The sequence below is a fragment of the Candidatus Limnocylindrus sp. genome, assembly GCF_040397215.1.
Taxonomy (GTDB): domain Bacteria; phylum Chloroflexota; class Limnocylindria; order Limnocylindrales; family Limnocylindraceae; genus Limnocylindrus.
This window is the reverse complement of sequence record NZ_JBBAWK010000004.1, coordinates 100256-111378: the sequence shown is the minus strand read 5'-3', so window position 1 is coordinate 111378 and position 11123 is coordinate 100256. Positions and strand designations below refer to the sequence as shown.

16 protein-coding genes and 2 tRNA genes are annotated in these 11123 nt (G+C 63.6%); 13 read left to right on the top strand and 5 right to left on the bottom strand.

The window, feature by feature from the left end; genetic code table 11:
- Positions 1-33: 33 nt before the first annotated feature.
- The 5 genes from AC3LCN_RS02500 (at position 34) to AC3LCN_RS02480 (ending at position 4575) form a co-directional block, all read left to right on the top strand.
- On the top strand, positions 34-621 hold the full coding sequence (locus tag AC3LCN_RS02500) for a cytochrome b family protein (protein ID WP_488648510.1): 588 nt from the start codon (positions 34-36) through the stop codon (positions 619-621).
- A 13-nt stretch (positions 622-634) separates the two neighbouring features.
- Positions 635-1303 (top strand): QcrA and Rieske domain-containing protein, encoded by a 669-nt coding sequence (locus tag AC3LCN_RS02495; protein ID WP_488648509.1) that lies wholly within the window; start codon positions 635-637, stop codon positions 1301-1303.
- A complete protein-coding gene (locus tag AC3LCN_RS02490) occupies positions 1304-2311 on the top strand; it encodes a cupredoxin domain-containing protein (RefSeq protein WP_488648508.1) in 1008 nt (335 codons plus the stop codon).
- Positions 2311-3837, top strand: coding sequence for a Kelch repeat-containing protein (locus AC3LCN_RS02485; protein ID WP_488648507.1), 1527 nt, complete (start codon positions 2311-2313; stop codon positions 3835-3837). Before AC3LCN_RS02490 ends, AC3LCN_RS02485 begins: the two co-directional genes overlap by 1 nt.
- A gap of 63 nt (positions 3838-3900) precedes the next feature.
- Positions 3901-4575, top strand: coding sequence for a Pr6Pr family membrane protein (locus AC3LCN_RS02480; protein WP_488648506.1), 675 nt, complete (start codon positions 3901-3903; stop codon positions 4573-4575).
- Between the two features lie 16 nt (positions 4576-4591).
- On the opposite strand, the gene AC3LCN_RS02475 is transcribed toward AC3LCN_RS02480, so the two are convergent.
- Positions 4592-4666 (bottom strand) — tRNA-Lys (locus tag AC3LCN_RS02475).
- Between the two features lie 58 nt (positions 4667-4724).
- Between AC3LCN_RS02475 and AC3LCN_RS02470 the strand changes: the two genes are divergently transcribed.
- The 3 genes from AC3LCN_RS02470 (at position 4725) to AC3LCN_RS02460 (ending at position 5669) form a co-directional block, all read left to right on the top strand.
- On the top strand, positions 4725-5222 hold the full coding sequence (locus AC3LCN_RS02470; protein ID WP_488648505.1) for a DUF2203 family protein: 498 nt from the start codon (positions 4725-4727) through the stop codon (positions 5220-5222).
- Complete coding sequence (locus AC3LCN_RS02465; protein WP_488648504.1) at positions 5222-5551, top strand: rhodanese-like domain-containing protein; 330 nt, start codon at positions 5222-5224, stop codon at positions 5549-5551. The genes AC3LCN_RS02470 and AC3LCN_RS02465 overlap by 1 nt, the downstream gene beginning before the upstream one ends.
- Positions 5552-5594: 43 nt before the next feature.
- A tRNA-Met gene (locus AC3LCN_RS02460) sits at positions 5595-5669 on the top strand.
- 34 nt (positions 5670-5703) lie between these two features.
- Here AC3LCN_RS02460 and AC3LCN_RS02455 read toward each other — a convergent pair.
- From AC3LCN_RS02455 to AC3LCN_RS02445, 3 genes are read right to left on the bottom strand one after another with little or no spacing between them, the layout of a single operon-like run.
- A complete protein-coding gene (locus tag AC3LCN_RS02455) occupies positions 5704-6225 on the bottom strand; it encodes a TlpA family protein disulfide reductase (RefSeq protein ID WP_488648503.1) in 522 nt (173 codons plus the stop codon).
- Complete coding sequence (locus AC3LCN_RS02450; protein ID WP_488648502.1) at positions 6222-7307, bottom strand: cupredoxin domain-containing protein; 1086 nt, start codon at positions 7305-7307, stop codon at positions 6222-6224. Before AC3LCN_RS02450 ends, AC3LCN_RS02455 begins: the two co-directional genes overlap by 4 nt.
- 15 nt (positions 7308-7322) lie before the next feature.
- Positions 7323-7487: a hypothetical protein gene (locus tag AC3LCN_RS02445; RefSeq protein WP_488648501.1), complete on the bottom strand. Its 165-nt coding sequence runs from the start codon at positions 7485-7487 to the stop codon at positions 7323-7325.
- A gap of 94 nt (positions 7488-7581) precedes the next feature.
- On the opposite strand from AC3LCN_RS02445, the gene AC3LCN_RS02440 reads away from it, so the two are divergent.
- From AC3LCN_RS02440 to AC3LCN_RS02425, 4 genes are all read left to right on the top strand, one after another.
- Positions 7582-8526 (top strand): cytochrome c oxidase assembly protein, encoded by a 945-nt coding sequence (locus AC3LCN_RS02440; RefSeq protein ID WP_488648500.1) that lies wholly within the window; start codon positions 7582-7584, stop codon positions 8524-8526.
- Positions 8523-8765 (top strand): hypothetical protein, encoded by a 243-nt coding sequence (locus tag AC3LCN_RS02435; RefSeq protein ID WP_488648499.1) that lies wholly within the window; start codon positions 8523-8525, stop codon positions 8763-8765. Before AC3LCN_RS02440 ends, AC3LCN_RS02435 begins: the two co-directional genes overlap by 4 nt.
- 77 nt (positions 8766-8842) lie before the next feature.
- Positions 8843-9130 carry a 4Fe-4S dicluster domain-containing protein gene (locus tag AC3LCN_RS02430; RefSeq protein ID WP_488648498.1) on the top strand — a complete coding sequence of 96 codons (288 nt, stop codon included), beginning with the start codon at positions 8843-8845 and terminating at the stop codon, positions 9128-9130.
- Positions 9131-9140: 10 nt separating this feature from the next.
- The gene (locus AC3LCN_RS02425) at positions 9141-10001 is read left to right on the top strand and encodes a class I SAM-dependent methyltransferase (protein WP_488648497.1); all 861 of its coding nucleotides are present in this window, start codon (positions 9141-9143) and stop codon (positions 9999-10001) included.
- A gap of 6 nt (positions 10002-10007) precedes the next feature.
- Here the strand turns inward: AC3LCN_RS02425 and AC3LCN_RS02420 are convergent, their stop codons facing one another.
- Positions 10008-10397 (bottom strand): hypothetical protein, encoded by a 390-nt coding sequence (locus tag AC3LCN_RS02420; protein WP_488648496.1) that lies wholly within the window; start codon positions 10395-10397, stop codon positions 10008-10010.
- A gap of 41 nt (positions 10398-10438) precedes the next feature.
- Between AC3LCN_RS02420 and AC3LCN_RS02415 the strand changes: the two genes are divergently transcribed.
- Positions 10439-11095 (top strand): hypothetical protein, encoded by a 657-nt coding sequence (locus AC3LCN_RS02415; RefSeq protein ID WP_488648495.1) that lies wholly within the window; start codon positions 10439-10441, stop codon positions 11093-11095.
- Positions 11096-11123: the final 28 nt, after the last annotated feature.

Below are 11123 nucleotides of genomic sequence, written 5' to 3'. Positions count from 1 at the left end.
AAGGACGGCGGCATCAGCGGACCGCTGTGATCTATGAGTGACGAGCAGCGCCCAGTGACCTCCCTGCCGGTAGATCCGTCGCGCCAGACTGAGATTGACAAGCAGCGCGTGCCGATGGCTGCGCGACCGTACCGACTCCTCGCACTCGTGAAGCAAGACGCCGTCGTGCGCGTACAGAAGGAGCCAGATGACACGGTCTTGACCTGGCCACACCTCCTGACGATCGAGTTCTTGTCGGCGGTGGCGATGAGCATCTTTCTTCTGCTGCTTGGCCTCTTCATTAATGCCCCACTCGAAGAGCTCGCGAACCCGAACGTCACACCGGCCGTGGCGAAGGCGCCGTGGTACTTCTTGGGCCTGCAGGAGTTGCTCGCCTACTTCCACCCGACAGTTGCCGGTGCGCTTACCCCCGCCGCAGTGCTCATTGGCTCCGCCCTTATTCCGTATCTTGACCGCCGCAACATTCACAGCACGAAGCCATCAGAGCGCAAGCTTGAGGTCACCCTCTTCTCCGTGCTCTGGGCGGTTGGCCTTGCGGTGACCTTCATCGGCATCTTTTTCCGCGGCCCTGGCTACTCCTTCATCTTGCCGTGGTCGACCGGCTTCTTCTTCAGCTTGTGATCGGAGTGGCGCAGTGAGCCATTACAGCGTTGAGCCGAGCGACACGCCTAAGGCCCTCACCGCGCAAACTATCAAGGCGTTGCGCCACGAAGAGGTGAAGGGGATCTCGCGACGGCGACTCCTTCGAACATCGATTGGCGCAGGCTTCGGGCTCTGGTTACTGCAGGTGACCGCCGGCACACTAGGCTTCCTCTGGCCAAACCTTGAGGGTGGCTTTGGCGGCAAGATTCGCGTCGGGACACTGAAGTCGCTGATTGACGCCAACGCCGGACTCCCCATCAAAGATGGCTTCCCGGCTTACGTGCAGGATGCGCGCGCCTTCATCATGCTCGTCGATCCGAATCGCCAGGAGTTCGTCGCAGGGGAAGATCCAACAGGCGATGGCACCTCGTTGAATGTGCGTGCGTTGTATCAGCGCTGCCCACACCTCGGCTGCAAACCAAATCCCTGCATCAAGACCTATTGGCTCGAGTGCGCCTGCCACGGCAGTCGCTACGACCGACTCGGCACCAAGGCGCAGGGCCTCGGGCCCGCTCCACGTGGCATGGACCGCTTCGCATCGGTCGTCGATAAGGACGGCGTGCTCACCCTCGACACAGGCAAGATCAGCCTTGGCACGGTGCCGCTCGCGATTGGCACGCCAGGGATCGAGGCGCCACGCGCCGCTACGGGGTGCATCTAAATGAGCGAAGAGCAGCAGCTGCCAGTGCCGAGCGAAAAGGTGAGCACGCCGGTGCCACGCCTTTCGAGCCCGAGCCAGATTCAAGCGCATGGCCTCACCGCTGAGCGCGCCACCAAGATCGTCAACCAGAGCGGCTCCTCGCGCATGGCAGCCCTCCTCGGAATCGGCATCGTCACCCTCTTCATCATCGTCTATGCCTTCTACGACCAGGGCCTCCCCGGCGCCACGGGCTCATCGCGACTCGATACGGCGAAGCGCGAGCAGTACCTTGAAACGGTCAAGCGCGGCTACAACCTCTTTGAAGCGAACTGCGCCCGCTGCCACGGCGCACAGGGCCAGGGCGGGATTGGGCCAGTCCTCAACGACCAGGGGAAGCTGCTCGCCCACCTGACGCCGCAGTACCTCATGAATGTGCTCACCGTTGGCGGCCGCTACGTGTGTGGTAACGCCAACTCGCTCATGGGTGTGTGGGCCAACACCAATGGTGGCCCGCTGAACTACCGCGAGATTGAAGAGCTGATCGCGTGGGTCCGGGCAACTAATACCGACACCATCGAAGTGCGTGATCCAGCTACTGGCGAGATGGTCGAAGTCACGGGATGGCGAGATGCGGCCTACGCCCCCGCAGCCGACGCTACTCCCGTACCAGCCTGCTGGTCTGATGCGTTCGCGGTCTCACCAACGCCGACCGGGCCAGCGACCCCAACACCATCAATGGTCCCAGGCAGTAGCTACACGATCGTTGCGATGGGGGTGAAGTACGACCTCTCGGCCCTGGCGGTGGCGGCGGGTAAGGCATTCAGCATCGTGTTCGATAACCAAGATGCTGGCATCCCACACAACGTTGCCATCCACCAGGGCACCGCCATGGGGACCGAGGTCTTCAAGGGCGAGATTTTCCCTGGCATTGGCACGCGCACCTACAGCGTGCCAGCCCTCACTGCTGGAACGTACGTCTTTGTCTGCACCGTGCACCCAAACATGGTCGGCACGTTGACGGTGAAGTGATGAGCGGCAGCAACGATCCACGAGCACTCGGCCCAGGTGCTGTCCCGCCACGCCGCGTGCTCTTCGGCCTGCTCGATGCGAACGGTTGGGGCTGGGCCGGTGTGCGCTCCGTGCTCTGGACCCTCGTGATCATCTTGATGCTCGGCTACATCCCCGACCGCGCCTACTACCTGACAGTGTCACCGACGGTAGAACTCGGTCTGAACCTCGCGTCGCTGGTGAATATTTGCCCAGCCGAGGACGAGGGGCTCCCATGCCCAGCGCCCGCCGGCGCCCTGATCCCATGGAAGAGCGCCACCGAGGCCGATCTGCCAGGGGACGGCGTGGATGGTTCGCTCCTCCAGGCTGGCGCACACATTTACTACATCGGTGGCACGACGGGCACGGCGACGCGTGTGGCCAGCACCACCGTCTCTGTTGCGACGGTTGACGCTGCTGGGCTGAGTGCCTGGTCCGCCGGCACTCAACTTCCAGAGGCTCGCGCACATGCTGGCGTCGCCTTCTTCGCGGGCAAGGCGTACGTAATTGGCGGCGCATCAGACACCACAACTGCAACCGCATCTGTCTACGTGGGAACACCGGACGCAACCACAGGGCTTATCACAGCATGGGTGCGCCTCGACGCACTCGAGCTGCCAGCTGCGCGCGCTGGCGCATCGGTCACCGTTGTCTCTGACGGAATCGTTGTGCTTGGTGGCGAGGGGACTGACGGCTCACCAACCACAACCGTCTGGAAGGCGAAGCTCGGCGCCAGTGGCGAACTTGAGCCCTGGGCAACCTTCATGGAACTTTCAGCACCGCGTAGCTTTGCCGCGGCGGCGGTTGTTGGCGATTCGATCTATGTCTGGGGCGGGAAAGATGCGAGCGGCCCTGCCGCTGGTTCACTCCGCGGCGACATCGCCGTTGCGCCTCCGGCCCCAACTGGCCACAGCGCCCCAGTGGTGAACCCCGACGCCGAGGCGCAAGGCGACGCGGAGATCGGCACGATCTTCCGCTGGCGCGCAACGGAGGGTGACGGCAACCTGCCAACGCCACGTGACGGCGCCGCGATGTGGAGTGCCAACGGCACCCTCTACATTGCGGGTGGCACCACAGGCGGCACAGCAACTTCTAGTGTCCTCTGGGCGGCACCAGTTGCCGCAACGGGCATCACCGCCTGGACATCTGTTGAAATGAGCAACCTCCCAGCCGATGGTGCGCGCGTTGGCGCGAGCGGTGTCGTGATCGGCGCACACGCAATGCTGCTTGGCGGTGCTGATGCTACGGGCGTGTACAGCGCGGGCGCACTCACCGCTGGGACCTCACCGAAGGCACCGGTCTTCCGCGCGGGCCTCTTCGGTCTCACCGTTCCTGGCTTGGCACTCCAGGGCGAGATCGGCCAGCAGATCGGCTTCCTCTCGGCCGCTGGCGCCTGGACTCTCAACTTCGTGATCATGCTTGGGGCTGCCGTGGCGTATAGCCAGCGTGAGCGCTTCCGTGCGTGGGTCGGTGCAAAGCTTGGCCGCAAGGGCGCATCCGCTCGCTAGCCGCGCCCGCCACCGCCGTATACTTCCGCGAAACACCTGCCCGGGTGTGAAGTAGGAGGAAACATGAATACAGCAACCGCAAAGCGCCTCTTTGGTATCAACGCCCTGTTCGCATGGTTTGGTTATCTCGTGGCCGAGATCACCAATGTGCTTCAGCTCGTGCCACCAGAAGAGCGCTACGTCCCAGGCTCACACGCGTTCGGCGGCAGTGCCGATGGTCTGGCCGGTGCGATCGGTCGCGTCTTCGACTCGCACGGCTACTTCACCACCTGGTCCAACCTACTGGTGGCAGTCATCCTGACGATGCTCTACCGGAATCCACAGCGGGTTGGGCGCGTCTTTGATTGGTTGCGCAATACCGGGCTCCTCATGATCACCATGTCGATGGTGCTCTATCACCTGCTCCTTGCGGGCGGGGCGCACCCACAGGGCCCATACGCCGTCTCAAATCTCTTTGAGCACTACTTGACCCCGATCATCACGATTCTTGTCTGGGGTATTGCTGGGCCACGCGGTCGCTTCCCATTCGGCGACACGTTCCGCGTCTTTATCATTCCGATCGCCTACCTGGTCTACACCCTGGTGCATGGCGCACTCGCTTCGGTCTACCCATATCCGTTCTTTAACGTGGCTGAGCACGGTTATGAATTTGTACTTACTCAGATGGTCAAGATTATTGTGGAAGGGTACGTGGTCGCGCTGATCTTCTTCGGCGTTGGGAAGCTGCGCAGCCGCTGATCTGACCCGAAACGTTTGGTGAGCCGAGCGGGGTTCGAACCCGCGACCAAGGGTTTAAAAGACCCCTGCTCTACCGCTGAGCTACCGGCCCGCGCAGATTCTCCCACGGCGGCGCACGTTACGAGCCCCGGGCGTGGGAGAATAGGGTCATGAGGCGCTCATGGACGATTGACGCGGCGACAAAGGAGCTGGCCGGGCTGCGCCCGATCATCAGCCTCCTCCGTGACCAGCGCATCGAACTTGAACGCATGAAGGATGACCTGCTGCGCCTCCGCCGCCTTGAGCGCATGGGCGCCCTGCCTGGTGGCGCCGACCAGAATCAGCTGCAGCCGGTCGATCTCGACCCGGCCCTTCGCGACAAACTCGCGAGTAGCTCCGTGGTTGAGATGCGCATTCGGGCGGCGGTAGATCAGATGCAGGCGAGCGTCGATCGGGTCACCGGCCGCGGCGTTGAGCTGCGCGATATTGATCGCGGCCTCGTTGACTTTCCAGCGATCGCCTTCGGCCATCCGTTCCTGCTCTGCTGGGAGGAGGGGGATGGTGACGAGGTGCTCTTCGCCCACAACATGGGCGACGGATACGGTTCTCGCCTGCCGGTCGCGGAGTTCCTGCGCCGCCTCGCCGCATCCGCCGAATCCGAGCGCTAGTGAGCGATCTCCCGTTGACGCTCGCCCCCGCAGAGGCGGCAGCACTCCTCGAAGGACCCGACGCTCCGTTGATGATCGATGTTCGTGAAGAGTCGGAGTGGAACGAGATGCGCATCCCTGGTGCACTGCTGATTCCGCTCTCGCAGTTTGTGGCACGGCAAGACGAGATCCCCGCAGGTCGGGCGCTGATCATGCAGTGCCGCTCGGGGGGCCGCTCAGGTCAGGCGGCGCTGGCGCTACGCACCGCCGGCCGCGCCAACGTTGCGAACCTTGCGGGCGGCATTACCGATTGGGAGGCTGCAGGGCTCCCGATTGAATATGGGGAATAACCTGCGCATTTGACGGTTTGCCCCGCGCTGCCGATACTTCGCGAGCGGGGTGGAGCAGTGGCAGCTCGTCGGGCTCATAACCCGAAGGTCGGTGGTTCGAATCCATCCCCCGCAACCAACACAACACCAACCCCGTATCGGGGCACGCCCGCCTATGGACCGTCGGCGAAGGCGGCAATCTCTGCGACGCTGGTGAACGGCCCAACGCGGTAGTCGAGTACCACCCCGTTTGCGTCAAGGAGCAGGGTGAGGGGCGCGGCTCTCACTGGCACCTGCGCGGCAATGGCGCCATCGGCATCAATCAGCGTTACCCAGGTTGCGCCGAGCTCTGCCGCAGTGGCTGCTGCCGGCCCAATCGAATCCTTATAGAGAACACCGAGCACCGTGGCGCCAGGGGCGAAGCTTGCGGTGTAGTCGAAGAGGAGCGGAATCTCATCGCGGCAGGGGATGCACCAGCTCGCCCAGAAGTTCAGCAGGATGCGCTGGTCACCACTCGCCACGTCTGGCCAAGCGGTGATCGTGGTCGTCGGGTCGCTGAGGGGGTGTGCCTCACCGATGCGCATGGTACGGCCAAGCAGCGTGTCGCTGCTGGTAGCAGAGCCGCTGCAGCCGGCGATCAGGCTCGCAATGAGAAGGGCAAAAGCGGCGCGGCGGATGCGCGCCAGGCTGATCACTGAACGACGATCGCCCCGAGCATGTTGGGGTGCACCGTGCAAACGTAGACATACGTCGTGCCGGCGGTGAGGGCGGGCACGTCGTAGGTGCGCTCATCAAAACCGTTGAAGATCTCGCCCTGGTAGACCTCTGGACCAGCACCGGTGCCCTCGTGGATCGCGACGTTGTGCGGGATCCCCTCGTCCTTGTTGACGAAGCGAATCGTGAATGGCGCACCAGCTGGCACGGTGATTGTCGCTGTCTCATAGGCGACGAGCTTTGCGCAGATCGTGACAGTCGCCGTGCCGCCTTCGGCGCAGGCAACGGGCTCGCCGCTCGGCGAAGGGCTTGCGTCACTCCCACCGATGATGCCGACCTGGGAGCCAGCGAAGAAGAGGAAGGTAAAGCTGAAGAGGGCGATCGCAACTCGCGGTGTCTTTTGCGGAGTTGGATTAACAAGATGCCCCGTGCTGTCGGCTTCGGCGGTGGCACGATATTCGCGAGCTGCGTCAAGGAGCCAACCGACAAGCGCGAGCGCCGTCATGAGCATACCGAGGAGGGCAAACTCGAGTCCAATCGCAACACCGAAGAGCATTACCGCAGCGCCGGCGCTCACCAGGAGTGGTAGAAGTGATGGCGGCGGCAGATGGACACCCTCTGGTGGCCCGATCGGCGCCGCAGTGACTGGAAGTTCGTCAACGCGCAGCGCCATCGCTGAGCCTGCGCCAAGTGCGTCGTACTCGCGAACCGCTTCGCGGCCCCAGGCAACGAGTGCCAGGACGAAGAGGATCCCAGCGCCGGCGAGTGCTGGGCCGCCCAGTGCGACGGAGAAGAAGAGTGCGGCAGAGGCTGCGGAGATGAGGAACGGCGCGAGGCTTGGCCCTGGTAGGTGAACTCCCGCTGGCGCCTGCGGCTTACGAATCGGTATGCCGATACGACGCGGCCCTGCGCGACGGAAGCGCCAGAAGACCCAGCCGTAGAAGGCAACAACAAGGAAAAGAACGCCGAGCGGGATGAGCTTGATGAGTGCGCCCCAGTCAGGAGCGACGAATGGCCCAAGAAGTGAGATCACCCACTCAAGAAGGGAGCGGAGAAACTCCATGTCGAGGGGGTTCCCTTATCCGTCGGTGTTCATCGCGTGGATCAGGATCAGCGTCATCGTCGCCATGGCAATCCCGAGGGCGAATAGGAGCACGGCGCCCTGTAGGTCGTTGGAGACGAAGAGGTAGACGGCGCCGAGGAGCACGAAGAGGAGACCAAATGCGTAGGCGAACCTGTTCATTGTGCTCCCCCCTAACGCCCAAGTGGGCTGGTCGTACATGCTTGTGCGATTGTAGCGCCGCCCAAAAAACTACGAACTGGACGAAGATGCGGGTATGACGCACCTGTTGCTGGTCCCGACTCATGGGCCGACTCCGCCTGAGCTCTCACTCGGGGCGCTCCTCTATTGGGCCTGGCCACCAGTCGTTACGGTCGCAATCGCCGTGATTGGTCTGCTTTGGGCCCGTGCGATCCGCCAGGTGGCACGCGCACATCCCGGGAACCCGTATCCACGTCGCCGCACGCTCAGCCTGATCGCCGCCTTCGTCCTTATTCTCCTCGCGCTGCAGTCAGGTATCGAGCGCTACGACACCACCCTCTTCTCGGTGCACATGGTTCAGCACCTCATCCTGCTCTTCCCGGTGCCGATCCTGCTGCTGCAGGCCGGGCCAATGACACTCCTCCTGCGGGTCGCCTCGCCGCGATGGCGCGTGCGGATCCTCGCCATTTTGCAGAGCCGCGCCGTTGGGGTGATCAGCCACCCGCTCGTCGGCTGGACGCTCTTGGTTGCGGTGATGTGGGGGACGCACCTCTCCATGCTGTTTGAGGCGGCACTTGAGGAGCCACTTATTCACGATTTGGAGCATTCACTTTATTTAGGAACCGCCCTCCTCTTCTGGGCGCCGATCTTCTCGGTTGACCCGATCCGGCACCCCCTGCGCGGCGCTGGCGCACTGGTCTACCTCATTGCACAGATGCCGCAGAACAGCTTCCTCGGCGTGGCGATCATGTGGTCAACGACGCCGCTCTATCCGCACTACGTCACGCTGCAGCGCGCCTGGGGGCCATCGCCACTCGAGGATCAGCAGCTCGCCGGCGCGATCATGTGGCTCGTTGGCGACGGGCTTTTCTTGTTTGCGATCTTCGTCGTATTGGCCGCGCTGGCGAAGTTAGAGGATCGCCCCGAATCGCGATACGATGAGGCGCAGACGGCGGCTGCAATCGCGGAGATCCGTCGGCGAGAGGTGCTCCTGGCGGAGCGGAAGAGGAGTGAAGGGTGAGCGTGGCAATCGATCCGGTCTGCGGCATGGAGGTGACGATCGCCCCTGACGCCCTCACCGCCTCAATTGAAGTCGCGGGGCTCGCCGTTGCCGGCCAGGCCGACCGCCATCGCGGAGCACTCGACGTGAGCGCCCCTGGGCAGGAGCGCTTCTACTTTTGTGGGCGTGGCTGCCTCCTCGACTTCCAGGACGACCCCGCTCCGTTCCTTGACGCGGGATATCAGCCCTCGGGGATGTAGGGCAAGTCGGGCGGGAAGTGGTACCTTCTCGCGCACAGGTCTCCAGCAGGAGATAAGAGAGAGAGGAGCTCGCGACCATGACCTACGTTATTGCAGAACCGTGCATTGATGTACTTGACCAGTCGTGCGTCGCCGTCTGCCCCGTGGACTGCATCCACTTCGAAGAGGGGAACGATCGCAAGCTCTTCATCGACCCAGATGAGTGCATCGACTGCGGCGCCTGCGAGCCAGAGTGCCCAGTGAACTCAATCTTCCCGGCCGAGTCGGTACCGGCGCAGTGGTCTGGCTACATTCAGATCGACGCCGATTGGTACAAGGACAAGGCTGGCGCGCGCAGCGCCGTCGACACCGCCAAGCCGCGCTGAGGCGGGCGCCTTGAGCGCCGTCGCACCATTCTCCTGTTCGTGGTGCGGCCTCCCCGTATCCGCAACAACGCTTGAGGATCTCTCGGCGTGGACACTCCTCTGTGCCGCCTGCCTTGAGCGCGCACCCGGCCAGCCATACCTCAAAGCAAAACTAAAAGAGGGCTTGCGCCGACGCGCCGAAGGTTCACAGCCACCCGTCGGCATTCCACTCGCGTCGACACCGACACCAGCAGCGCCTGCAGTGAGCGGCGCACCCGATGCTGGTGAGAGCGGCGTGCCCGCGCGACTCGGACTCTTGCCACCACCACAGCACCCAGACGAACTGGAGGCGTGGTACCTGAATCGTGCGCCGTACGATCGCGGACCGCTCGGCGGTGCAACCTGGCAGGGGGAACTCGATCGCGCAGTGCTCTGGCTTGATGCACTCCCGTATGAAGGACGAATTGTGGAGCTTGGTGCCGGGATCGGATTCTGGACGGTGCTACTCGCCTCGCGCGGCGACACGAGCGCCTATGACGCGCGGGAGGATCGCCTAGAGCGCGCGCGCCGGCGACTGATCGCGCACGGCCTCACTGCGCATTTGCATCCCCGTGCGATCGACGCGGGCCCTGAGGGGGCTCCCGCCGGGCTCGTCGTGGTGCCGTTCGTGTTGAGCCAACTGGCCGCCGAACCGCGAGCGCGCATGATCGATGTGGCGTATGCGTGGTTAGCGCCAGGTGGACGAATTGCCGTGATCGATTTGGCCCCGCCGAACTTTGACCCGGCAACGTTGGAGCAGGCGGCGGGGGAGATTCTCGGCGCTCGATTTACTGATCGCAGCGCCGAAGTGCTCGGTCGACACCTCGTGCTGATCGAGGCGACGGCGCGTTAGCAGCCCTTACGGGTGCAGCGTGTGCGAGTCGAGGAGTCGGTTCAGGAGTTCCGGTAGCGCGCCCTTTGTGAGGCCCGCGGGGCGAATCGGTTCCCCATCTCCAATCGCGACTCCAATGATCGGGTCGTCGCTGTTGGCGCCTGTAGGAATCTCGAGCACAGCCGCGGCGGCAAGTTCCGCCAACTGTTCGGCTGGGAGCGTGACACGCTCGGTGTGCTCGCCGTGCGTCATGACGATGCGTCCATCGGCATAGATAAGCCCCTGCTCTTCCATGCCGTTCGACCAGCTGCGGGTGATGGTGTAGGCGGGGGTTCCTGTTGGCTCGGTCGCGCTGCTGCACGCCGCCAGGCTGGTGACGGCAACGAGGGTCAGGAGCAGCACGGTGGATCGCCTCATCATGCGATCATACCCGAAGGCAATTAGTCAAGGAGGAGACGATGGCAGGACGACGTGGTGGGGCAGAAGAGCTCCGCATCCTTGAGGCGCAGCTCGACCGCATGCGCGGCATGCTGGGCGCGTATTCGGAGCTCTTCTTTCGGCAGATCACCATCTGGGGTGTCGTGAGCCTGGTGCTCCTTGCGATCTCAGCGCTCAGCGATGGAGCACCTGTCGCAGTGCTCCTGCTCTTTGTCGTTCCCTTCACCTTTCTCGAGGCGGGCTACACCTTCTACTACACGGTGTTTGCGCGACGGCACGCAGAATTTTTAGAGCGCACCATCAACGCGCGGCTCGGTCGTGAAGTACTGGCGGTCCATCGGCTAGAGGCGGCCTACTTCTATGAACCCGACGCACCGAAGCTCTCGTTTCTCTCGTTTGGTCGGCTGAGCGGCTATGGCAGCGTCATGACGATCGGCTACTCCATCGCGGCGGCGCTTCTCTGGGGGGCGGGACTCGACGAGGGCCTCATCCAGGTGACAGCTGGGGGGATGCCCGTCGGCGTGCTTCTCGCCGGGGCGCTCTGGACCATCGGCGTCACCCTCTATCTGCTCTGGCACTTCCTCTCCCGCCGTGACGAGGAGCGCCTCTTGGCCGCCCTACGGGTCGCTTACCCAGATGCGGTAGTCTCGCGTGGACGCGCCCGGTCTGGGCGCTAACCGACCCACGGGCAGAGGAGTACGAGCG